At 43.9% G+C, this 22448-nt stretch carries 29 protein-coding genes; 12 read left to right on the plus strand and 17 right to left on the minus strand.

The annotated features are described in order from the left end of the window. Positions 1 to 428: 428 nt before the first annotated feature. The 11 genes from ACQY1X_RS09990 to ACQY1X_RS10040 form a co-directional block, all read right to left on the minus strand. Entirely contained in the window at positions 429 to 821 is a 393-nt protein-coding gene (locus ACQY1X_RS09990) for a DUF5615 family PIN-like protein (protein WP_002779116.1), read from the minus strand. Continuing rightward, positions 818 to 1195, minus strand: coding sequence for a DUF433 domain-containing protein (locus tag ACQY1X_RS09995; protein WP_002734748.1), 378 nt, complete (start codon positions 1193 to 1195; stop codon positions 818 to 820). The genes ACQY1X_RS09990 and ACQY1X_RS09995 overlap by 4 nt, the downstream gene beginning before the upstream one ends. A 260-nt stretch (positions 1196 to 1455) precedes the next feature. Next, on the minus strand, positions 1456 to 1827 hold the full coding sequence (locus ACQY1X_RS10000) for an aspartyl protease (protein ID WP_042790242.1): 372 nt from the start codon (positions 1825 to 1827) through the stop codon (positions 1456 to 1458). After that, a complete protein-coding gene (locus ACQY1X_RS10005; RefSeq protein WP_002733756.1) occupies positions 1824 to 2099 on the minus strand; it encodes a hypothetical protein in 276 nt (91 codons plus the stop codon). Before ACQY1X_RS10005 ends, ACQY1X_RS10000 begins: the two co-directional genes overlap by 4 nt. Positions 2100 to 2347: 248 nt before the next feature. After that, complete coding sequence (locus ACQY1X_RS10010; protein WP_002732654.1) at positions 2348 to 2557, minus strand: hypothetical protein; 210 nt, start codon at positions 2555 to 2557, stop codon at positions 2348 to 2350. After that, positions 2544 to 3035, minus strand: coding sequence for a type II toxin-antitoxin system VapC family toxin (locus tag ACQY1X_RS10015; RefSeq protein WP_287637345.1), 492 nt, complete (start codon positions 3033 to 3035; stop codon positions 2544 to 2546). Before ACQY1X_RS10015 ends, ACQY1X_RS10010 begins: the two co-directional genes overlap by 14 nt. Positions 3036 to 3301: 266 nt before the next feature. Beyond that, the gene (locus ACQY1X_RS10020) at positions 3302 to 4057 is read right to left on the minus strand and encodes a hypothetical protein (protein ID WP_287637344.1); all 756 of its coding nucleotides are present in this window, start codon (positions 4055 to 4057) and stop codon (positions 3302 to 3304) included. Between the two features lie 594 nt (positions 4058 to 4651). Next, positions 4652 to 5041: a DUF1842 domain-containing protein gene (locus ACQY1X_RS10025; protein WP_287637343.1), complete on the minus strand. Its 390-nt coding sequence runs from the start codon at positions 5039 to 5041 to the stop codon at positions 4652 to 4654. A 730-nt stretch (positions 5042 to 5771) separates the two neighbouring features. After that, complete coding sequence (locus ACQY1X_RS10030; protein WP_238560374.1) at positions 5772 to 6071, minus strand: DUF5615 family PIN-like protein; 300 nt, start codon at positions 6069 to 6071, stop codon at positions 5772 to 5774. Positions 6072 to 6105: 34 nt separating this feature from the next. Further along, positions 6106 to 6480, minus strand: a complete 375-nt coding sequence (locus ACQY1X_RS10035) for a DUF433 domain-containing protein (protein WP_430014492.1) — start codon at positions 6478 to 6480, stop codon at positions 6106 to 6108. A gap of 274 nt (positions 6481 to 6754) precedes the next feature. Beyond that, positions 6755 to 7180 (minus strand): aegerolysin family protein, encoded by a 426-nt coding sequence (locus tag ACQY1X_RS10040; protein WP_042790244.1) that lies wholly within the window; start codon positions 7178 to 7180, stop codon positions 6755 to 6757. Positions 7181 to 7656: 476 nt separating this feature from the next. On the opposite strand from ACQY1X_RS10040, the gene ACQY1X_RS10045 reads away from it, so the two are divergent. Next, the gene (locus ACQY1X_RS10045; protein WP_430014666.1) at positions 7657 to 9987 is read left to right on the plus strand and encodes a heavy metal translocating P-type ATPase; all 2331 of its coding nucleotides are present in this window, start codon (positions 7657 to 7659) and stop codon (positions 9985 to 9987) included. A gap of 199 nt (positions 9988 to 10186) precedes the next feature. Here ACQY1X_RS10045 and ACQY1X_RS10050 read toward each other — a convergent pair whose 3' ends face one another. Continuing rightward, positions 10187 to 10528, minus strand: a complete 342-nt coding sequence (locus ACQY1X_RS10050) for a hypothetical protein (protein WP_002734498.1) — start codon at positions 10526 to 10528, stop codon at positions 10187 to 10189. 12 nt (positions 10529 to 10540) lie between these two features. Between ACQY1X_RS10050 and holB the strand changes: the two genes are divergently transcribed. After that, positions 10541 to 11506: a DNA polymerase III subunit delta' gene (holB, locus tag ACQY1X_RS10055; protein ID WP_103113279.1), complete on the plus strand. Its 966-nt coding sequence runs from the start codon at positions 10541 to 10543 to the stop codon at positions 11504 to 11506. A 37-nt stretch (positions 11507 to 11543) separates the two neighbouring features. Then, positions 11544 to 11759, plus strand: a complete 216-nt coding sequence (locus ACQY1X_RS10060) for a neurohypophysial hormones like protein (protein ID WP_430015643.1) — start codon at positions 11544 to 11546, stop codon at positions 11757 to 11759. A gap of 644 nt (positions 11760 to 12403) precedes the next feature. Here the strand turns inward: ACQY1X_RS10060 and ftsH2 are convergent. After that, complete coding sequence (ftsH2, locus tag ACQY1X_RS10065; RefSeq protein WP_430015644.1) at positions 12404 to 14290, minus strand: ATP-dependent zinc metalloprotease FtsH2; 1887 nt, start codon at positions 14288 to 14290, stop codon at positions 12404 to 12406. A 284-nt stretch (positions 14291 to 14574) separates the two neighbouring features. On the opposite strand from ftsH2, the gene ACQY1X_RS10070 reads away from it, so the two are divergent. Then, on the plus strand, positions 14575 to 14721 hold the full coding sequence (locus ACQY1X_RS10070) for an EcoRV family type II restriction endonuclease (protein WP_230401025.1): 147 nt from the start codon (positions 14575 to 14577) through the stop codon (positions 14719 to 14721). A gap of 15 nt (positions 14722 to 14736) precedes the next feature. Next, positions 14737 to 15669, plus strand: a complete 933-nt coding sequence (locus tag ACQY1X_RS10075) for a DNA adenine methylase (protein ID WP_430015645.1) — start codon at positions 14737 to 14739, stop codon at positions 15667 to 15669. 35 nt (positions 15670 to 15704) lie between these two features. On the opposite strand, the gene ACQY1X_RS10080 is transcribed toward ACQY1X_RS10075, so the two are convergent. Then, on the minus strand, positions 15705 to 16004 hold the full coding sequence (locus tag ACQY1X_RS10080) for a hypothetical protein (protein WP_002734830.1): 300 nt from the start codon (positions 16002 to 16004) through the stop codon (positions 15705 to 15707). A gap of 218 nt (positions 16005 to 16222) precedes the next feature. Here ACQY1X_RS10080 and psbX point away from each other — a divergent pair, with 218 nt between their 5' ends. Next, on the plus strand, positions 16223 to 16342 hold the full coding sequence (gene psbX, locus ACQY1X_RS10085; protein WP_002733679.1) for a photosystem II reaction center X protein: 120 nt from the start codon (positions 16223 to 16225) through the stop codon (positions 16340 to 16342). A gap of 44 nt (positions 16343 to 16386) precedes the next feature. On the opposite strand, the gene ACQY1X_RS10090 is transcribed toward psbX, so the two are convergent. Beyond that, positions 16387 to 17034 carry a ComF family protein gene (locus ACQY1X_RS10090; protein ID WP_002779130.1) on the minus strand — a complete coding sequence of 216 codons (648 nt, stop codon included), beginning with the start codon at positions 17032 to 17034 and terminating at the stop codon, positions 16387 to 16389. Continuing rightward, complete coding sequence (locus tag ACQY1X_RS10095) at positions 17003 to 17302, minus strand: DUF1816 domain-containing protein (protein WP_002733535.1); 300 nt, start codon at positions 17300 to 17302, stop codon at positions 17003 to 17005. Before ACQY1X_RS10095 ends, ACQY1X_RS10090 begins: the two co-directional genes overlap by 32 nt. Positions 17303 to 17557: 255 nt before the next feature. On the opposite strand from ACQY1X_RS10095, the gene ACQY1X_RS10100 reads away from it, so the two are divergent. From ACQY1X_RS10100 to ACQY1X_RS10120, 5 genes are all read left to right on the plus strand, one after another. Next, the gene (locus ACQY1X_RS10100) at positions 17558 to 17917 is read left to right on the plus strand and encodes a ferredoxin thioredoxin reductase catalytic beta subunit (protein WP_002779133.1); all 360 of its coding nucleotides are present in this window, start codon (positions 17558 to 17560) and stop codon (positions 17915 to 17917) included. A gap of 9 nt (positions 17918 to 17926) precedes the next feature. Beyond that, positions 17927 to 18352 carry a DUF309 domain-containing protein gene (locus ACQY1X_RS10105; protein ID WP_185239678.1) on the plus strand — a complete coding sequence of 142 codons (426 nt, stop codon included), beginning with the start codon at positions 17927 to 17929 and terminating at the stop codon, positions 18350 to 18352. 262 nt (positions 18353 to 18614) lie between these two features. Next, on the plus strand, positions 18615 to 19115 hold the full coding sequence (locus ACQY1X_RS10110; protein ID WP_002732682.1) for an LptA/OstA family protein: 501 nt from the start codon (positions 18615 to 18617) through the stop codon (positions 19113 to 19115). A gap of 158 nt (positions 19116 to 19273) precedes the next feature. Beyond that, the gene (gene lptB / locus ACQY1X_RS10115) at positions 19274 to 20002 is read left to right on the plus strand and encodes an LPS export ABC transporter ATP-binding protein (RefSeq protein WP_002734513.1); all 729 of its coding nucleotides are present in this window, start codon (positions 19274 to 19276) and stop codon (positions 20000 to 20002) included. Between the two features lie 32 nt (positions 20003 to 20034). Then, a complete protein-coding gene (locus ACQY1X_RS10120) occupies positions 20035 to 21204 on the plus strand; it encodes an LptF/LptG family permease (protein ID WP_016516317.1) in 1170 nt (389 codons plus the stop codon). Between the two features lie 36 nt (positions 21205 to 21240). Here the strand turns inward: ACQY1X_RS10120 and rsmI are convergent, their stop codons facing one another. Then, positions 21241 to 22080: a 16S rRNA (cytidine(1402)-2'-O)-methyltransferase gene (rsmI, locus tag ACQY1X_RS10125; protein ID WP_430014494.1), complete on the minus strand. Its 840-nt coding sequence runs from the start codon at positions 22078 to 22080 to the stop codon at positions 21241 to 21243. Between the two features lie 189 nt (positions 22081 to 22269). Here rsmI and ACQY1X_RS10130 point away from each other — a divergent pair, with 189 nt between their 5' ends. After that, a complete protein-coding gene (locus ACQY1X_RS10130; protein WP_002732356.1) occupies positions 22270 to 22386 on the plus strand; it encodes a photosystem II reaction center protein I in 117 nt (38 codons plus the stop codon). Positions 22387 to 22448: the final 62 nt, after the last annotated feature.

The raw sequence follows: 22448 nt of genomic DNA on the forward strand, positions 1-22448 counted from the left end.
AAGTTAGCGGACTTTAGCAACTATTACCCTAAAATTGAAGCGGTCTAACGACTTCCATCAATGTGCATGGTGCGTTCCCCAAAATCTATTGGTGGAGCAGTAGGACTTGCATTATCGCACTGAGACAGTCCAGTAGGGTGTGTTAGCGTCAGCGTAACGCACGGATTTTGAACATTAGATAAGGTGCGTTACATTTCATTAACGCACCCTACCAGATCGGCGTACTGCTATGCAGTGCCTTCGGCATCGCACTTAGACTGACAGCTTCAATCAATGTGCATGGTGCGTTCTCAAAAATCCTGCATTAGGGAACGCACCCTACAGCGATTGCGATCTATTCAGAAACTTGCCGCATAACGGCTAAGTTATGCCGTGCATCTCACCGACAAGACTGCGATCGCCCTAATTTTTAAGCGTAGCCGACAATATCATGGAATGAATAACCGACCAACCCCCTTGTAATTATCAATATCTACAGCAATTTCGATCAGTCGTTCAGCGCAGCGCTCTCTATACTCAGCTTCACTCAAACGATCGAGATTTCCAATCGTCAACACTGGAAACGATTTCTCTGTGTTCTCTTCTCGCATAACCTGCTCAAGGGAATCATCACCCTTCATATTTCGGTTAGCAGTAAGAATCATCATCTCCTGTTCTTGAGCATAGCGCCAGACTACGCGATCGCTACTTTCCATCGACAATCCAACCTCTCTAAAGGTGACAAATTGGACAGACTGAAACTCAAGCCAACCACGTTTTGCCAATATACCAAGAAAAATCAGCGCATAACCGTCGAGGTTGTAGTCAACTAAGAAAGTCATTGTTTTTGTGCAGCACGTCTGGCTCTCTGCTCCTCAAGCTTTGCCCAAAACGCTTCTTGTCCTGGTTTATGTGGCATTGCTGCAATTCGAGCAAAGCGTTCACGGTTACGATCTTCCCAGTATTGGCGAATTTCTTCCCTATTCTGAAGAACCTCTTGATATTCAACCTCGACCTGAGCTTGGTTTGCCTCAATGTAGGACAAAGCTGCGTCAATTTGCGCGTTCGTGAGGTTAAATGTGTCACGAATCAGTTTAGGAGGATAATCAGCTTTTAGGAGATCGATCACATCATAGAGGGTGATGCGCGTGCCAGCGATCGTCAGTCCTCGCTCTGTACGGATAATTTTCGCTTGTTGGTTTGCCGTCCAGGTCATTCCCTTAGCTCCTTAGAATCCACTTAATGGTCAATGGTTTCACCAGACAAATATTGGTCAATTTTTTCTGACCAATCAGGTTCACCGTTCATTATAGCCCGCCCCTTACCCGACAAAATCAGTGTACTGCTAGGCCGTGCCTTCGTCATCCCACTTAGACTGACAGTTTCAATCAATGTGCATGGTGCGTTCTCAAAAATCTATTGGTGGAACAGTAGGACTTGCATTAGGGAACGCACCCTACGGCGATTGTGATCGCACTATGACAAAGGTTTAATTGTCACTAATCCCCCAGCAAAACCCTGAATATTCAACTCATAGCCATCAAGTAAACCCATACCAACTAATGGATCTGTCTCTGACTCATTGATTTCAATAGATTTGATCTGACCATCCCAGATCACAGTTGTCTCAAATACGTTAAACATACAGAGGCTTCCATCGCCCAAGATTCCCTCTTCTTGCATATACCACGTTAATCCTAGTGTTGTAATGATAGCAGAAGGCAACGTGAGAAATCCACTGTAACCAGTGTCAATAACTGCTTTAATCGCTTGCCTCTGGTGATTTTCGCCTAGCACTACGAATTGAATAATTGCTTCTCGGCGCGAATTGACGCTCCCCATCATCATGGCGATACACTGGGGGAACGAAAGCCAAAACGATGGACGGCACGATGTCCAATGCGAATACCAAATATTTGTGCATCAGGAAAACGTATTAACAGTTGTTTAGCAGCTGTTAGGCTGTCGTCAGCCACTTCAAAAGCCCCTGTTTCGATGTCTATTGCTACAATCTTCCCATGATTCCCTTCCTCGATTTGGGAGCGTACCTGAGACTCATAGACTTCGTGTCCACGTCGGGCAAATTCTTCTTTGCTGTAGCGGGGTTGTCGAACTGTCATTGAAGCGACCCTGTGGCAACTTTTGCCCCCCTATTTTAACCTAAACATTGGCAATCTTCGCTAACATTCCTCAACTGGTCCCACAAGAGCAGCACCGCACCTAACCTCACAGCTTCAATCAATGTGCATGGTGCGTTCTCAAAAATCCTGCATTAGGGAACGCACCCTACAAGATCGGCGATCGCTACAATCGGAACGATCGCACTTGACTCGCTGGTCGGCATAACGGCTAAGTTGAGCCGCCACGATTAGATTTGAGATTCTTGTGGTTCATCCTGTTTTGGTCGGCTCCAACGACTTGTTAGACCTTGCTTTGGTGGTAAGCTGACTACCTGCCTGCCACTTTCTGCTTGTCTTTTTTGCCAATCTACAAACATTGCATCCAAATCGTAGTTAAAGGATTTAGCGTGTTCTTCTCGAAATTTATGAATTTCATCTAAAATGTCATCTTGCCACATCGTTATAATCTCCTAAAAGTTCGTAAGGAGTACAAATTATGGGTAACTCGTATCCCAAATCAAGACTGAGCTCTGCCAACTTCCTCTGAATTTGAGCGTTGGCAATATGTTTACAGTTCCATGTTAACAAGTAATCTAGCCCGTGGACAGTCGCCGCAGCAATGTGAACCGCATCATCAGAAGCTTTGGCAGGAAGGTTGCTTCGTATAAGAAACTGGGCTGCCAAGTTGCGTACAGCTTGATTGAGTTCAACCAAAGGCATTTCATTGACAATTTCTAACCTTTTCAAAGCAATCTCTGTATCTCCCTTAGCGACTTCATCTAAAACAACCTGTGAGATATAGAGAAGAAAATCATTACGGCGATTTTGCCACCAATCCCGTGTCGTTTCGATATTCCCAGCAACAACCAAGTTTTTGGTCGATCTGGCTGTCAGATAACCAATAACGCTGGTTTCAATATAGACGGTTTCCCTCACGGCAATCTAGAAAATCTATCCAACGTCTATCCTACTGCATTTAATCTTGGTTTTGAGGGAGTTGGGTAACAGCCGTCAACCCAACCTACAAGATCAGCGATCGCACTATGACCTTTAGATTTAAGTGTTTTCAAAAGTGAAAGGCGCGTGGGACGCACCATACAGATCAGCGATCACTGTCAAAAGGTTTTACCCATAAGAGTTCCGGGATTTATAATTTTACAAATCATTTGCGAATGCTATAGATTATGCTTTAAGAGCATGAATCATTGGACTAATTTAATACTATCTACTACATTATGATCTTTAATGTGGAATTGAGTGACCACTTCCCCAAATTTTCGCTCCAAGAAAGACACCCAACTCTGCTGAATGTGATGAAGCAAATCGGATTCGACAGCATTTGAAGATGGACGAGTACGGCCACTTATCCAGACATTAAACTGTCTATCAATTTGAGGAGCATAAGCTCTCATATTAGGAGTAAAGAAGATGAAAGAATCTATACTCGTATATCTCGATGCAAGTAGATTCCCCAAAATGTACATCATGAAATTTGGGGGTATCGAGTAATTGCCATCATTGGCAAGAATCAATAAACCTTTGGCATCAGGAAGCCGGAAGTATTTCTTTGTTTCTTTAATTTGCTTGTTAGCTTTTTCAACAGCCTCTTTTGTAGGGGAGCTAAACACTTTGAACACATCAACGGCGCATTGACGGGGTAAGTCGTCTATCTGAAATCTTCCGTCTTTTATATGTTCTTGGCGAAGAAGCCCCTCTGTGATCCAGCTGTGCATCATTAAGTTGAGCTTATCGCCTACCTTTCGATCATTGAAGTAATTCTTTTCAAGACACTTTAGCTCCGCCACTACCGTCCGATTGCAAAAGAAATAATCGGCGTTATTTGGTCTTTTGCCTTTGCCTTCAAAAAGTTTGCTTATAAGCTCTCCGCCTAAATCTTCGACAAACTCATTGAAGGTTGCCTCAACTTCCATTTCTGGCAGCGGCTGTCTGTTTTCCATAGATATATACTTCTCAGAAGAAAAAGCAATTTAACTAATAATTATATAGAAGTTTTCCCCATATTGCCACAAGTACGCACTTTTAAAATTAACTAGAGGAAGAAGAAGTATAACTATATATTATGCGGAAATTTTCCGTATATAACTCTAAATACACATTTTTTAAAGAATCTTTCTGTATATTACGCTCAAATGGAGCGATCGCAAGAAGTTTTCCGTATAATATTACGATAAGCGTGTTATGCCGATTAGCGTACTCTGTGATGAACCCTCCCCCACTGATTTGTTCAAAGTTTTCTCGTTGTGCGACTGTCAGATAAACTTTATCTCGCCTACATCTTCCCATGATTGATGTCCTCAGTTGAGCTTATCTATTGCCCTATTTTAGCTGTGTCAGTCCAGTAGGGTGTGTTAGCGTCAGCGTAACCCACGGATTTTGAACATTAGATAAGGTGCGTTACATTTGATTAACGCACCCTACAAGATTAGCGATCGCACTGCCATGTTAGGGTAGTATGTTGTGTGAAATGTCGGGCAATGATAAAGCTGCTGCCTGACCTACAGGGACGAAATCAGTATGAAACCAACCGGATTTTAATCGGCTTGCTTCACATCAGATTTATAGCTATTTGAACCTACTGCGAATTGACCTTGACCGCTCCACTTTGAATCAAGGGCAAAGCTGGCTGAAAATGGGGCAAGATAAGTGCCGATCGCTGGAGGAGTCACGGATACGGCGGCTTCACCGGAAACAGCACCGACTCTGACAATATGCCCAAAGCCAGTACTATGCATCGCACCCGACACTTTAGCGGTGAAAGTTTGCGGATGCTCCGTTCCTTCTAGAATTGTCCCTTGCGCCTGACCGTGCAGAACACCAGTGGGTGCATCGACCGTTACCGCAAGCGTCATTGAGCCAGCACCGACTGTACCCGGTGGAGGGGTGAAGCCAAGTTTAAGCAGATAAAGACCTACTTCCGACATGATAATTTCTCCTGTGGATGAAAACGCTATCAGTGAAGCTCCTGATATGCATCTGAATTAATGCCCTTTTCAGCTTCTGGCATTTTTGGCTGGTTGCCAAATTCCGAATATTTAAGAATCCAACTACGTTAAATTCTTGTCGCCTAACTATATATTACGCGGAAATTTTCCGTATATCACGCCAAATACACATTTTTTAAAGAGTCTTTCTGTATATTACGCTTAAATGGAGCGATCGCGAGAAGTTTTCCGTATAATATTACGATAAGCGTGTTATGCCGATTAGCGTACTCTGTTATGAACCCTTCCCCACTGATTTGTTCAAAGTTTTCTCGTTGTGCGACTGTCAGATGAACTTTATCTCGCCTACATCTTCTCATGATTGATGTCCTCAGTTGAGCTTATCTATTGCCCTATTTTAGCTGTGTCAGTCCAGTAGGGTGTGTTAGCGTCAGCGTAACGCACGAATTTTGAACATTAGATAAGGTGCGTTCACTTCGTTAACGCACCCTACCAGATCGGCGATCTGCTATGCAGTGCCTTCGGCATCGCACTTATAACTAACCAATCGGACTATTTACAAAGACAAGTACGAATCATTGTCGGTCTAACGGCTTAGTTGAGCGGCGGCAGTTAGCCTTGAACTCATCACCAAGTTCTCTCACTCCGTCCGCTCCAACAACGTGTTAGGCAACTTAGATTTCTGGAGTAGAAAATGATAGAGATCGCATCAAGAGAAAGGAATGAAAAGAACCCGACCTTCACATTCTTCAGGTTCACTACAACAAATAAATAGTTCTAAATCATCAAGGATCTTACCAATGGGTGCTTTTGAGATCACCTCAACAACTCCAGTCATAGGTAGTCCTTGATTGACACGATTGTAGGCATACATCGTAATAGTGGCTACATCATGGGTGAGCAAGATGCGTCCCTCATTAGCCGCCCATTCTAAAATATCTGGATCGTCAGTGTTCATCAGTCCTACATCTTGGACGCGAATTATATCTAATTCAGGTAAACGCCTCACCAGCCCACGCAAGATGGCTCCATTAAAATTTTCGTCAGTTAGAAGGCTCACTTTGCCTCGACTCTCCTTTTGACTGATAACGAGCAAGCAAGCGCTGTCTTAAATCGACTAAGTTGTGTTTTTGAGTTAGTTGTTGTCTCAGTTGTTGAGCTTGTTGGTCGCGTTGCTCCAAATAACTGTCAATTTCCTGACGGTGATTTAAATAATAAGCAATGGCACTGTATATATCTTCCAAACGAAGAACTGAAAACTGAATAGCGATTTCTTCAGGAGTGGAGCCGTTGTGGTATGAGGCAAGTATGCTATCCAGAGTCACTCGGCTCGAACCTATACGGATACCTCCCGCTTCATCCCAACGAAAAGGGGGAGAAGTTACTTGGAATTTGGCTGGGGTGTTCATTAGAGACATATTGCACCTGAGTTGAATTGCATAAAAACATCCTAGCAAAAATCAGAATACTTTGTCTGACACTGCTTTCTGGCACGAAAAGGGGTGGGTTAGCAAAACGCAACTCACCCTACTGGATTGTTTCAGCTAATTTGGTGTATTAGAAAAATGCTAGAAATTTTATAATCTAAGACTTTAAGCCGAAATCTATTGCCCTATTTTAGCTGAAACAATCCACTACTAATTTTCGTTTCTGTTGGCGAGTCTTCCCAGACCTATTGAGAAAGTTCACATATCAGGATATATCAGCAACGACAACTGACAGCATTCCAATTGACCCGCCATAGGTAGAGCCTCCGCTTACGCTAACAACATATTTGTCGGAATCATAATCACTAGCCCCCCATGTATTGGTTTTTGATCCCCATGGACAGTCCCATGATATCTTGCAGACCTTATAGTCTGGATCGCTGGGATCTTTCCCGTCAATGCAAATATAGAAAGAGCCTTCAGTACCAGAGGCAGAGTCTGATCGGCCACATGAGCAAATCACAGTGTTGTAAACTCTGCCGTCCTGGAATTTGATTCCGTTGACATTAGCAATTTCATCATCTTTGTTGTCGTACTTGTAAAACTTTCCCCAGGATAGATTTCCGTAGTCAGTTGTTCCTGCAAAGCCTTTTACCTTAATCGTAAAGCTGACCCATTGTGCGTAAGCCATGTTAAGTTACCTCCAAATGATTGAGTACCAAAGTTTTCGTGACCGCCTAACTATATATTATGCGGAAATTTTCCGTATATCACGCCAAATACGCATTTTTTAAAGAATCTGTCCGCATATTACGCTCAAATTGAGTGATCGCGAGAAGTTTTCCGTATAATATTACGATAAGCGTGTTATGCCGATTAGCGTACTCTGTGATGAACCCTTCCCCACTGATTTGTTCAAAGTTTTCTCGTTGTGCGACTGTCAGATGAACTTTATCTCGCCTACATCTTCCCATGATTGATGTCCTCAGTTGAGCTTATCTATTGCCCTATTTTAGCTGTGTCAGTCCACTACCAGATCGGCTACCTGAAATTTCAGCTATCTGTAATGAAATTTCATCTATCTGTAACCCTACTCGCTAAAATAGTTTAAAAATCGGCCGAGAATTTCTAGGATAGAAGTAAAGACCATCCTTGCCTACTTTTTCTATGATCCTAGCCGCCGAAACTGGACTAAAAACCGCTACTCTAGACGTAAAAGGCATGAAATGCGCCGGCTGTGTGAGTGCCGTAGAACGACAACTCAGCCAAAATCAAGGGGTAAAATCGGCCCAAGTTAACCTAATCACGGAAATTGCCGTGATTGAATACCAACCGGATGCGATCGCACCAGAGCAGTTAGCCGCAAAATTAACCGCGATTGGATTCCCCACCCAACCGCGCAGCTCATCGACTCCCCTTGGCCAACAAAATCAACGGCTGCAAAACCAACAAAAAGAACGGCAACAACAATTATACCGATTAGCGATCGCTTGTTGTTTACTGGTTTTTTCCCTGATTGGTCACTTACACCACATCGGGGGACCAGAAATCCCTATCTTTCAAAGTATTGCTTTTCACTGGACTTTAGCCACCCTAGCCATTTTATTCCCCGGCCGCGATATTTTCATCGATGGTTGGCGGGGATTACGGCACGGGATGCCAAATATGAACACTCTCGTTAGTTTAGGCACAGGTAGCGCCTATATAGCCAGTTGTTTGGCTCTTATCTTCCCTAATCTCGGTTTAGAGTGCTTTTTTGATGAACCGGTCATGCTGTTAGGGTTTATTCTCCTCGGACGGACTCTAGAAGCGCATTCCCGTCATCGCGCAGCCGCAGACCTAGAAGCACTTACTTCCCTACAACCGGCAGTGGCTCACCTGATTGGTAGTACAGATGACCGTGTGGGCGTGGCGATTCCAGTGGAACAGCTGCGCGTCGGGGAATGGGTGCGCGTCTTACCCGGGGAAAAAATTCCCGTGGATGGGGAGATTATTCAGGGAAGAACCACGGTAGATGAAGCTTTATTAACGGGGGAATCGCTGCCGGTGGTCAAGGAAATGGGAGATCTAGTCATTGCTGGCAGTTTCAATCTCTCTGGTGCGATCGCCGTGCAAACTCGTCAGGTGGGGACTGATACCACCCTAGCTAAGATTATCGCAGCTGTGGAATCAGCCCAAACTCGCAAGGCCCCGGTACAGAAGATAGCGGACCGGGTAGCGGGTTATTTTGCCTACGGAGTGATGATAATTGCCCTAATTGTGCTGCTCTTTTGGTATTTTTGGGGAACTAGGCTCTTTCCAGAGGTGTTAGGGTCAACCACAGGACACCACGAGATGATTCAACCCACTTCTCCCCTACTTTTGTCCCTAAAATTAGCGATTTCTGTGCTTGTGGTCGCTTGTCCCTGCGCTCTCGGTTTAGCCACACCGACGGCCCTACTGGTGGGAACCAGTTTAGCAGCCGAAAGGGGTATTTTGATTAAAGGGGGTGATGTTTTGGAAACTGTCTCGCAACTGCAAACGGTGGTTTTTGACAAAACGGGAACCCTTAGCCAAGGTCATCCGGAAATTACCGATTGTTTGAGTTTTTCTGAGCTTAATTCCCTGGAAATTCAACAATTAGCGGCAGTAGTGGAGAGTGGTACTAATCATCCTCTTGCTCAGGCGATTTTAGACGCGGTTACTCCTCCTACTAACCTGACGGGGGAAGATTTTCAAACTGTCGCCGGATTGGGAGTTTCTGCAAGGGTGCAGGGGTCGAAAATTGTTCTAGGAAATCGGCAATGGTTGGCACAGAACGGCATTAAAATCGATGAAACTATCTGGGGGATTCAAGAGCTTTTACAAGCGGGTAAAACGGTGATTTATCTGGGTATGGAAGAACAATTGCTCGGCGCGATCGCTTTTCAGGATCGATTGCGTCCCGATGCTCAAACAACCGTTAATCAGTTGCAAAAACTCGGTTTAGAGGTGATTTTACTCAGTGGTGATCGCCAAGAAGTGGTAACAGCGATCGCTAATAGTTTGGGTATTAGCCAATTTTATGCCGAAGTTGCCCCCACCGAAAAATCGGCCTTAATTGCCGACCTACAGACAAAAGAGGGCAAAATCGTGGCTATGGTCGGGGATGGTATCAATGACGCTCCTGCACTAGGACAGGCTAACATCGGTATTGCTCTGGCCGGTGGCACGGAAGTGGCCATGGAAACGGCTGGGATCGTTTTAATTAGCGATCGCCTAGAGGATGTGGTGCAATCTCTGCATTTAAGTCTGGCCACATGGCAAAAAATCCGACAAAATCTTTTTTGGGCTTTGGGTTATAATACCTTTGCTATTCCCATTGCCGGTGGTTTATTACTGCCCCATTGGGGTCTAGCTTTCAGTCCGGCCCTAGCAGCAGCTTTAATGGCTTTTAGTTCGGTTATGGTAGTGAGTAATTCCTTGCTTTTACGTCGTCAATTTCCTCCGCTCTCATCGACGAAGGAAAGCGAAAATTAAAGCAATTACCGATTTTTTCTCGATAAATCTATCAAGCACCAAAAAGAGCGGCTCTCTTATTCTTTGTGCGATAAGTTTCACTGATACAGGAGCGATCAATCTCTGTGTCCTCTGTGTCTTTGTGGTTCGTTACCCAAGAGAGCCAAGATGGTATTTTGTCCCCGTCTTTGTCAGTTGACGGAGACAGGAACAAATCGGGTTAAGCGGTAATTCTGGTCAGGGATTGACCTTGATAATTGTTGGTAATAATCTGGTGAATAGATTCAAAAAATCGCCGACAACGATTATTAGTTCTCAGGGGCAATTCATGATTTTTTACCAATAAATCGATCTGAAGTTCCGAGCTAGTGGGAGGATGAATAAACAATTCCACTTTCACTAACTGGGGAAAGAAAGCATCGTTAGGAACTTCCGATAAAAGCAAGACATCGGTCCGGCGCTTGATGATTTCAAATTCACCCAAACTTAATATATCATCGTATAAAAACCCGGTCTGATGAGGAGAAATCCCGACAAAATAGGAACAGCAATAGCGAGCCATGGCAGGGAAAAGATGATAAATTGGTCAAGGTTAATCGGTCAAAATCAGGCCATTGAACTACTACAAAGAGCGCTTGAAGTCAATTCGATCGCTCCCGCTTACTTATTCGCCGGCGCTAAGGGGATTGGACGCAATCTAGCAGCAAAATGTTTCTGTCAAGACTTGTTAACTAGAGATCGATCTCCAGAAACAAGGGAATTAATCCTGAAACGCTTTTTAGGGGGCAATCATCCCGATTTACTCTGGATTGAACCCACTTATCAACACCAAGGCAAACTGCTCACCGCAAAAGAAGCACAGGAAAGCAATCTCAAGCGTAAAGCTCCCCCGCAAATCCGCATCGAACAAATTCGCGAGATTACTAACTTTTTAAGTCGTCCTCCCCTGGAATCGGCCCGCTCTGTGGTGGTGATCGAGGAAGCAGACACCATGACGGAATCGGCGGCAAATGCCCTCTTAAAAACGCTTGAGGAACCGGGAAAAGCGACTTTAATCCTGATTGCTCCCAGTCCCTCCTCTTTACTACCCACTCTCGTTTCTCGCTGTCAACACATCCCTTTTCAGCGTCTTTCGGAAGAAAATCTCGCTCAAGTCCTGCGCTCTAACGGACAAGCTCGCGTTCTCAATTATCCGGCAATTCTCGGTTTAGCCCAAGGTAGCCCCGGAGAAGCGATCGCAGCTTTAGAGTTTCTCGACAGTCTCCCCCAAGATTTACCGCGATCTTTGAGCAAATTTCCCCTAAAACTCTCCCAAGCACTGGAATTAGCCAAAATTATCGCTCAAACTCTTGACACGGAAACCCAATTATGGTATGTGAGTTATCTTCAGTATGAGGATTGGCAACGACGACGAGAGCGATCGATTTTAGAAATCTTGGAAAAAACCCGCCGGCAGCTGTTAGCCTACGTTCAACCCCGTTTAGTCTGGGAATGCACTTTCTTGGCATTGGCCAAACTATCCACCGCCCAAAAGTCTTAAGATTGTTATATTTATCGATCGAGTGGGGAGAAAGACCATGAACATCAAATCCTTAGTTTTGCTGATTCTGTTAACCTTGACTACGGTTTTAGGTGCTTGTCAGGGAGGAAAAGAAGCCGAAGAACCGAAAAACGTCCCCACCACGGTGGAATCGCCGCAACAAGACGAAGATGACGATGAAGACGGGGAAAACCAGCAAAAAGACGGTGATAATGACCAGAATAAAGACGATGACGATGATGATGATAACTAATTGTAAAAATCAAAAATTGTTGTTAGGGTTAGGAGTCAGTAGCCAGTAGTCGGTCGTCAGGAGAATTAAGAATGAATGATAATCAATTAAATTGTCTATTTACAGATTTTATGCAATTTAATCCTTATTTTTGCCGCTTTTGAACCCTTAACTAGGGTTTGCGGCAAAAAGTTTGTTGGTGGGGGCAGGGTGTGGGGTGTGGGGTGTAGGGTTTTACCGATTTTGAGGTAGTCAGTTACCTAATTTTCAGGGAAAAAGTACCTGAATTTTACCCCCGATCCCTCCAATGGTCGGCACTTTTTGAGGTCAAAAAAGTCTAAAAGCCTTATCCAACAAGGTTTTTAGATTTATTCAGCAAGCCTTAACTAGGGTTTGCGGCAAAAAGTACGGGCGAAGCATTCGGTTAGAAAATCTACGGTTTCACCGATAGGTGATTGTCCGAATGCTTCGCCCCTACAGGACGCGGGCCGATGAAGACGCAAGGTTTTGAACGACGATTCTCTCAAAATCTTGCACCTGTTTCGCGAAAAAAGCCACAAAACTCTTACCTTGCCTACATTTCACATTTATTCAGCAAACCCTAACTGGGATAAAAAAATCGGGTGAGCTTTAACCCACCCGATCGCATATAGATTGAAATCAACCTATAACTGTGGTACAAACTGTTCTTTTTCGGGAACGTAGGCGTATTCAGCCACAATTTGCCGGAATTCTTCCCCATTGATCGTTTCTTTTTCGATCAGCAGATCCACCACTCGATCGATCACTTCGCGATGATCGCGGACAATTTGTCGAGAAATTTCATGGCAGTGTTCCACGATTGATCGCACCTGATCATCGATGCGAGTAGCGACCTTCTCAGAATACTCGGAACGAGTCATCAAACCGCCACCGAGGAACACTTCACCCCCTTGACTTTCTAGGGACAAAGGACCCAAATCGCTCATCCCGAAACGAGTCACCATCTGGCGGGCCATATCAGAAACCTGCTGTAAATCGCCACCGGCACCGGTAGTCACCTCATCATAGCCGAAGATTTCTTCCTCTGCTGCCCGACCACCTAAGGCACCGGAAATCCGGGCCATTAACTGCGCTTTCGTGGTTAAACCCTGTTCTTCGTTGGGAGTGAACCAAGTTAAACCCTGGGCCTGTCCCCGGGGAATCAGAGTCACTTTCTGGACGGGATCGTGATCTTTTAAGAGCGTACCCACGATCGCATGACCCACTTCATGGTAAGCGATTAGGCGCTTGCTCTTGCTATCGACTAAAGGAGTACCTTCCATACCGGCGATAACGCGATCTACCGCGTCATCTATCTCCAGGAGGGTAATGGCATCTTTACGACGACGGGCGGTTAAAATTGCCGCTTCGTTCAGTAAATTGGCTAAATCTGCTCCACTAAACCCCGGAGTGCGACTGGCGATCGCTTCGATGGAAACGTCGTTGGCCAGCTTTTTATTGCGGGCGTGAACGTCTAAAATCTCTAAACGACCTTTAAAATCGGGCGCATCGACGGTTACTTGCCGATCAAAACGGCCCGGACGCATGAGAGCGGAATCGAGAACATCGGGGCGGTTAGTGGCGGCAATGATGATAATTCCCGTATTCCCCTCGAAACCGTCCATTTCTGTCAATAATTGGTTTAGGGTTTGTTCCCGTTCATCGTTACCGCCACCGATACCGGCACCCCGTTGACGACCTACCGCGTCAATTTCATCGATAAATATTAAACAGGGAGCATTTTCCTTGGCTTTTTTGAACAAATCGCGCACGCGAGAAGCACCGACACCGACGAACATTTCCACAAATTCCGAACCGGAAATGCTGAAGAAAGGTACACCCGCTTCACCGGCGATCGCTTTGGCTAACAGGGTTTTACCCGTACCAGGAGGGCCAACTAAAAGGACTCCTTTGGGGATTTTGGCACCGACGGCGGTAAATTTCTCCGGTTGTTTGAGGAAAGTGACGACTTCCTGTAATTCTTCCTTCGCTTCATCAATTCCTGCCACATCATCAAAGGTGATGCCGGTTTTTGCTTCCATCTGGAAACGAGCTTTTGATTTGCCAAAACTCATCGCTTGACCGGGGCCGCCTGGCATATTATTAGAACGGCGGAACAGGAAAAAGAGAGCGGCAATCAGCAAAAAGGGGAAAAGTAGATTACCGAGGAATCCCCACCAAGCGCCGTCATTCCGCATCGGGTGAGCATCGAAACTAATTTTAGAATCGCGTAAACGGGCGATTAAATCGGGGGAATTGGCAGGTAAATCGACCCGCAGGCGTTGTACTCGGTTTTCTAGTTCTGGATCTAGGGCCTGTACGATCGCGGTTCTGCCACCTTCGTAGAGATCGACGCTGACAACCCTACCACTGTCTAGGTATTCTAGAAAGCGTCCGTAGGTCATGCGGGTAGTGGCGGTGTTATTGCCGATATTACCGGTGGCCGTGGCAAAAGTGCCTTGCCAGAGGAAAAAACCGACCACAAGGGCGGGCAATGTCCACAGTAAAATCGTTTTCCAGGATAGTTTCATGTTTGTTTAGTGGTTCTAGGATAAAGATTTTTGCTTAACTCATTTAGCTGTTTTTGTCAAGGATTTTACGTTATTTTTTCGAGATTAATCCCCGCAGCCAATTAAATCTTAACTAAATGTAACGTAATTCTCATAATTCTGACAAGAATGGTGACGAGAGATTTTTTTAGTTCATTTGTTCTAACAAGATACCATGGTTTCTGGGATAAGCTGTACTGAATTTAAACTGCCTAGAAGTATATACTATATCTATTGATACGAAAATCATCTCTAAAATCCTAGAATTGCTTCTTTTTCCCATATTTGATAATTTTGCTAGATGTAACCAATTAAAGATAGAGTTAGTATCTCAACAAAATTTTTACCCTGATTTGACCTTTATTCACGAGCCAACAGGAGCTAAGTTGGCTGTGGATAGAGATTACTATTGATGAGGAGAGTGTTTAGTGAAGTTAACGCCACTTGTGCCACCGATTAAGTGTCAAGGAATTAAAACTAAATTGGTAAAAGATGTTAAAAATATTGTGTCTGATCTGAGCTTTGGGCGTTGGATAGAACCCTTTTCTGGATCGGGGGTGGTGGCTTTTAATATTAATCCCAAAAAGTCTTTACTTGCGGACACAAATACTCATATTATACAGTTTTATAATAATCTAAAAAATCAAGTTATTACCAGTAAAACTGTTAAGCTTTTTTTGCAAGAAAATGGTCAAGTTCTTAAGGAGCAGGGAGAAAGTTATTATTATCAAGTACGAGAAAGATTTAATCAATCTCCTAATTCTCTAGATTTTTTATTTCTCAATCGCTCCTGTTTTAATGGCGTGATGAGATTCAATCGTAAGGGACAGTTTAACGTACCTTACTGTCATAAATCAGAGCGATTTTCTCAAGCATATATTACCAAAATAGTCAATCAAGTTATTGCCCTAGAAAATATTCTTATTAAAACTGATTATAATTTTCAAGTTGCTGACTTTCGAGAGACTTTATCTGATTGGCAAAAAACAGACTTGATCTATCTCGATCCTCCTTATTTAGGGAGACACACCGATTATTTTAACTCTTGGTCTGAAGAGGATGAAGATTGTTTGGTGACTATTTTAAAGGATATTTCTTGTCGGTTTATTTTGTCCACTTGGCATAGTAATCAGTTTAGGAGCAATCCTTTAATTAAAAAAAATTGGAGTGCTGATAAGTTTTATATCTATACTAAACAGCATTTTTATCATGTGGGTTCCACAGAAAAATTACGTCATCCGATCACCGAAGCACTCATTACTAACTTTAACATTCCCTTGTTGCCAGAGCGAGGAACTGATTTGCAACAACTGTCATTATTGCCATCGACAGCAGAAAATGAGGGAGCGAGAACAGTCTAGAAGATGCCTAGTGGCTAATTCTCACTCCTTACTATTTATCCTTGGCTTTGGCGCAGATGGTCGTTAATTTGGCGTTTACGCTTTTCTTCGGGGGCAGTGCTAGTAATTTCGCCAAAATCTTGACTACTCATGGAAAGATGGGACATTATCTTTCTTTTGCGCTCTTTAGCGGTTAATTCCGGTGAAGGAGTTACTGGAGGCGGCGCTGCCACGGGTTCCGCTACCACCGGAGGAGTTTCCACAATTGGCAGCGGTTTTTTGGGAATATAGTCAGCACCAGTGGTACTTCTGGAGAGATGATCGAGAATGCGCCGTTTGCGATCGTCAGTAGCCATAAAAATCTTTGCCAATCTAGTTTAAAGTTTTGTAACTATCACCTATTGTCAAACATCCCTATCCCCTTGAGAAGTCAAGGGAGACTTTATCTTGAGGGATTGAAGACATATAAAACCTGCGATCGCATTTATCTGGCCGTGGAACTGGGGGTCTTCTCGCCCAAGGTGATAAGATAAAAAACTAAGTCTTTGAAAATATGACAAAGGATTTATCTATCATGACACCCTCTTTAGCTAACTTTCTCTGGAGCCTTGTTTTAGGTGCGGTTATCGTTCTGATCCCTGCCACTATCGGTTTGATTTTCATCAGTCAATACGACAAGATCAAACGCACTTAATTTAATCTAACTCTAAAATGCCCAGACCGATTCCTCTGGGCATTTTAGCTAATTTTGGAACTGGCAAGAGCGATCGCACCGACTACCCGATATCCCTCTGTGCGTAAAACCTGCACAGCTTCCTCGATCGTGGTTCCTGTGGTATAAATATCGTCAATTAAGAGAATCGGCACTGATTTCGGTAAATTTTTCCCCAGTTGAAAAGCCGCTTGCATCGTCCTTTTTCTTTCCTCGGCTGCCATACTAAACAAGGCTGCCGTGTTCTTAGTCCGAATTAATCCGCGACTAGCCAGATGATAACCGGTTAAACGACAAAAACCTTCGCCAATGACTTCTGCTTGATTAAAACCCCTTTCCTTTAACCTTTCTGGGTGGAGAGGGATAGGAATCACCGTCAAACGTTTATCGGTGAGGGGAGGACGCAGCAGCCAAGTTTCCCCCATGCAACTGCCTAGCAAAGAGCCGAGAGCGGGATGGCGATCATATTTCATTTTAGCGATCGCCTGTTTTAATTTACCTTCATAGCGTCCCCAGATAAACAGGGGAATAGAACTACGCCAGAGAAAAAGCGGGTTATTCTGACGATAGGCCTGTAATTGTCGCCCACAATCACGGCAAAGCTCTCGATCGCTCTGCCGTTGACAAAGAGGACAGGGAGACTTAAGAAATAAAGCGAGAAAAGGTTCGAGCATGGGAAGCAAAAGTTTTAGCTAGATCCTGACTTCCATCGTCAAAAACGGTCAAATAATGGGGATTACTCCGCTCGATCGAAAGACTGATTCCTTGCGCTCCTTCGGACTCTAGATCTTGGAGATAACCCCCCTGATGCTGTTGTGCTTCCTCAAAGGAGGCAAAGGGACCAAAATAGTAGATACAGTGGGGATAAAGGGAGGTAATTTTCAGCCACCAAGGCGTGTTATCGTCAGAAATTTTATTTGTCTGCAAGAAAGATAAAATCATGTTCTGGTATTGATAGGGTACAGGGATTGCAGGAATCAAGGACAGGTTTTGAGGAACTTTGCCTCCATAATTCCCGTTTGCTGGCCAAAAAGTCGAGCTTTTGGCCAAAGAGAGTCTTTTTATCGTATTAGATTAACAAGGGGATCGGTCGCAAAATCAAAAGAGATTCTAAAAATTCCCCTCAGCCAAGGGGAAGCGGATCGAGATAGGATAGTAAAAAGTTTTTTTGTAGAAAGCTAGGGAGATAAGATAACTATGAGCCAGATCACAGACACAGATAAGAGTCTTGAGGCGATGAAGAAGTTTGCCGAACAGTACGCTAGAGGTACAAATACCTATTTCTGTAGCGATCTCTCGGTGACAGCCGTAGTAATTGAGGGATTAGCGCGTCATAAGGACGAATTAGGCGCTCCTTTATGTCCCTGTCGTCACTACGAGGACAAAGAAGCGGAGGTAAAAAATACTTTCTGGAATTGTCCCTGTGTACCGATGCGGGAACGGAAAGAATGTCACTGTATGCTGTTTATTACCCCCGATAACGAGTTTGCTGGGGAAGAACAGGTAATTTCCCTCGACTATATCCAAGAAGTCCGCGAATTGATGAAGGGGCATTAGTATAGGGTAATGACAGCCAGCGCTTTTGGGCAAGGAATCGACGAATTTAATCGCCAGCAATTCTATGCTTGTCATGATACCCTAGAGGCTTTGTGGATGGAGTCCGCAGAGCCTGAAAAAACCTTTTATCAAGGCATTTTGCAGATTGCTGTCGCTTGTTACCATCTAGAAAATAATAACTGGCGCGGGGCGGTAATTCTTTTGGGGGAAGGGGTGAGACGTTTACAACACTATCAACCCGATTACGAGGGGATCAACGTGACGCACTTGGTGGGGGAGAGTTTGGATCTATTAAACTTTTTACAGAATCTCGATCCCCAAGCTTTACCGGCAGTGTTAGAAGCGATGAAAAGCAATCAGGAACATCCTCATCCCCACCTCGATCAATCTATCTGTTCCCTGCCGAAAATCCTCAAAATTCATCCCGTTCTCTAAACAGCTAGATTAGTTAGTCAATACAATTACCTCTAAGTAGGTGGGTGTTAAAATTGTCAGCACCCCCCTTATCAAGGGGGGATTAAGGGGGGATCAGCACCCCCCTTATCAAGGGGGGATTAAGGGGGGATCAGCACCCCCCTTATCAAGGGGGGATTAAGGGGGGATCAGCACCCCCCTTATCAAGGGGGGATTAAGGGGGGATCAAGGGGCAATTTATCTTCAATTTAATTGAAACCATTTACTTATAGGTGACATTTTTATGAGAGCAAGATCCGCAAAAATCAGGGGATGGCTAGTTGCCCTCGTTTCTACCAGCTTAATGGTGGGATTGGGCAATTCTCCCCTAGTCAAGGCACAGCAGAATATTGTACCCGGTAATGCCATGACAGTGCGATCGGATATTCAAGAGGCAAACTCAAAAACGGGGGTAATTACTGCTAGGGGTAACGTACAAGTGTTCTATCCCGCTCGCAAAATGCAGGCCACTTCCGCCCAAGCTCAGTATTTTAGCCGCGAACGTCGTTTAGTGATGACGGGTAACGTTTACGTTTTGCAAGAAGGCAACAGTATCCGCGCTGAAACGATGACTTATCTAGTCGATGAGGGTAGATTTATCGCTACTCCCCAAACCAGTCAGCAGGTGGAGTCAATTTATTTAGTCAAAGATAACGAAACTTCCCCCCAACCAGCTGCTTCCCCGACACCCGCACCCATACCTTCCCCTTCCCTCCCCGCTGCCCCAATTATTAACCCGCAGTGATAGTCAGGAGACAGGAATCAGGAGACAGGAGACAAAAGGCAAAAGGCAAAAGGCAAAAGGCAAAAGGCAAAAGGCAGTATTCTCCCCACACCCCACACCCCACACCCCACACCCCACTTCCCCACACCCCACACCCCACACCCCAACACCGGATAAAGATGACTTTAGTATTAGAAAATATCCATAAATCCTACGGTAAAAGACTCGTGGTTAACCGAGTGAGTATTACCGTTGCCCCGGGGGAAATTGTCGGGTTATTAGGACCAAATGGCGCGGGGAAAACCACAACTTTTTATATCGCCACGGGATTAATTAAACCGAATCAAGGGCGCGTTTGGCTCGATCAAAAAGAAATTACCAAATTACCCCTTAATCAAAGGGCGCGTCTGGGTATTGGCTATCTGACGCAGCAGGCCAGTATTTTTCGTTATTTAACTGTATCAGAAAATATTCAGTTAGCCCTAGAACAGTCGGGAGTTCCCTTTTCCCAACGGGCAAATCGTCTCTATAATTTATTAAAAGAATTTCGCCTCGATAAGATTGTTGGCACTAAAGGAGCTTACGTTTCTGGAGGAGAAAGAAGAAGGACGGAATTAGCTCGCGCTTTAGCGGTGGGAGTCAACGGACCAAGATTTTTGTTATTAGATGAACCTTTCGCCGGGGTGGATCCAATCGCTGTATCTGAGATTCAAGCGATGATCGCTGGTTTAAGGGATCGTCAGATGGGAATTTTAATTACTGATCACAATGTGCGAGAAACTTTGGCTATTACTAATCGGGCTTATATTATGCGCGAAGGGCAGATTTTAGCGGCGGGAAGTGGTGAAGAACTTTATAATAATCCTCTGGTGCGTCAGTATTATTTGGGTGATAATTTCTTAAGATAATTGTTATTAATAAAAAATCGCTGCATTATATCATGAAAGTTAGCAATTGGCAAGGAAATTTAAGTAGAATACCCGGATTTACCATCTTAGACCGCTATATTTTTGTCGAGTTATTATTACCCTTTCTATTTGGTATGGGTTTATTCACTTCTTTGGGAGTGGCGATCGGGACTTTATTTGATTTAGTGCGACGGATTACTGAATCGGGTTTACCTTTTACTTTGGCCCTAAAAATTCTCCTATTAAAAATGCCAGAGTTTATTGTTTTAGCCTTTCCCATGTCGATACTTTTAGCAGCTTTAATGGCCTACAGTCGTTTAGCCAGTGATAGCGAATTAATTGCTTTTAAAAGTATTGGAATTAGTGTTTATCGCCTAATAATTCCCGCCATTGTGCTAAGTTTAATAGTGACGGGATTAACCTACATTTTTAATGATTATGTGGCTCCAGCTGCTAGTTATGAAGCTAATGCTACCATGACGAAAGCTCTGCGACCAAATCGCAAATCTTTTATTGAAGATAATATTATTTATCCTGAATACGGCAAAGTGCGGCCACCGGATGGAGGGGAATCGCAAACAGTATTAAGAAGGTTATTTTATGCTGAAAGATTTAACGGTCAAGAAATGTTAGGTTTAACCATTCTTGATCGCACCCAACCGGAAGTTAATCAAATTATTACCTCAGAATCAGCTTCTTGGAATATTGAAAAGAATATCTGGGATTTTTATAACGGCACAATTTATCTAATTGATCCTAATGGTTCCTATCGTAATATTGTCCGCTTTCAACATCAACAATTAGCCCTACCGCGTACCCCTTTAGATTTAGCTTTTCGGGCGCGAGATGGTTCAGAAATGACCCTAAGACAAGCGCAGGAATACCTAAAAATAATGCAATTAAGTGGCAATCCTACCAAAATTAGAAAACTACAGGTTCAAATCGAGCAGAAAATATCTTTACCCTTTGTTTGTTTAGTTTTTGGGATGATTGGGGCAGCCTTGGGATTGCGTCCCCAAAATTCTAATAAAGCCACCAGTTTCGGTATTTGTATTGTCCTAATTTTCTCCTATTATCTCCTATCTTTTGTCACCAGTTCCTTAGGCATTGGCGGAGTTTTAACCCCCTTGATGGCCGCTTGGTTGCCCAACATTTTAGGATTAACTGCCGGGGGAATTTTGTTACTTCAATCGGCTAAATAATCGAGGATTAGCGGTGGGAATAAAAATTGATAATCATCAAATTTCTAGGGCTAATTTGTATAAACGACTGCGGGATAAATTAGTAACCTGTGCTAATTGTCTGCTGGCTTGCGATCGACTAACTCCCCGTTCTATAATTTGTTTTAATTCCCGTTTTAATTCCTCCTCGGATAATTGGATATTATCGGCCTGATCGTTGCCCATAACTATGAGCGTAAATTCCCCTTTAGGAGTTTTATTCTCCCGATATAAATTAATCGCCTCGGCGATAGTTCCTCGCCAAATTTCTTCGTAAAGCTTGGTTAATTCCCGACCTAAAACTATCTTTCTCGTTGATCCGAAAGTTTCGCGTAAATCCTCCAAAGTCTTAATAAGTTTGTGAGGTGCTTCATAAAAAACCATCGTTCTTGTTTCGGTTTTTAAACCCTCTAAGCGCTCTTGTTTCAGCTTTTCCTTACCCGGAAGAAATCCTTCAAAACAGAATCTTTCCGTGGGTAATCCCGACACCGCTAAAGCAGTAATTACCGCCGTTACTCCGGGGATGGGAACCACTTCGATCTGAGCTTCTATACAAGCTTTAATTAACTCATAACCAGGGTCAGAAATCCCCGGCATTCCCGCATCAGTAACCAAGGCGATATCCTGACCTTGGCTGAGAATATTTAATAACTGATCGAGACGGGAAAGGCGATTATGTTCATGGTAACTAATTTGAGGGGTTGAAATATCAAAATGCTGTAATAATTTGCCGGTGTGTCTGGTATCTTCGGCGGCAATTAGAGCGACTTTTTTGAGAGTTGCCAGGGATCGGAAAGTCAGATCGTCTAAATTGCCGATCGGCGTTCCCACCACATACAATTTACCGATATTATTCATAAATTGGCTAAAAATAGGCTATTTAGTTGTATTTTAAGTGATCAGTAAACTAAAAATTCACATCTGCTCACTGATAACTGAGAACCGATCGCTTTTCTCTGTTCAGGGATCACTCAAATAGGGTAAAGTAGGTCAAGGTATGCTAACCCTGTTATTGCATTAATCTAGTCTAAGGAGAACGTCTTAGTAATGTTAACCCTAAAAATCGCCGTTTATATCGTTGTTTCCTTCTTTGTCTTACTTTTTATCTTTGGCTTCCTTTCTGGCGATCCTACCCGTAACCCCGGACGCAAAGACTTTGAGTAGAAGACAATTATCAAACTGGTTCTAGGGTAGAGACACAGGGAACAAGTTATCGGACTTTCCCT

The sequence above is a fragment of the Microcystis protocystis FBCC-A270 genome, assembly GCF_050500235.1.
Lineage (GTDB): Bacteria > Cyanobacteriota > Cyanobacteriia > Cyanobacteriales > Microcystaceae > Microcystis > Microcystis ichthyoblabe_A.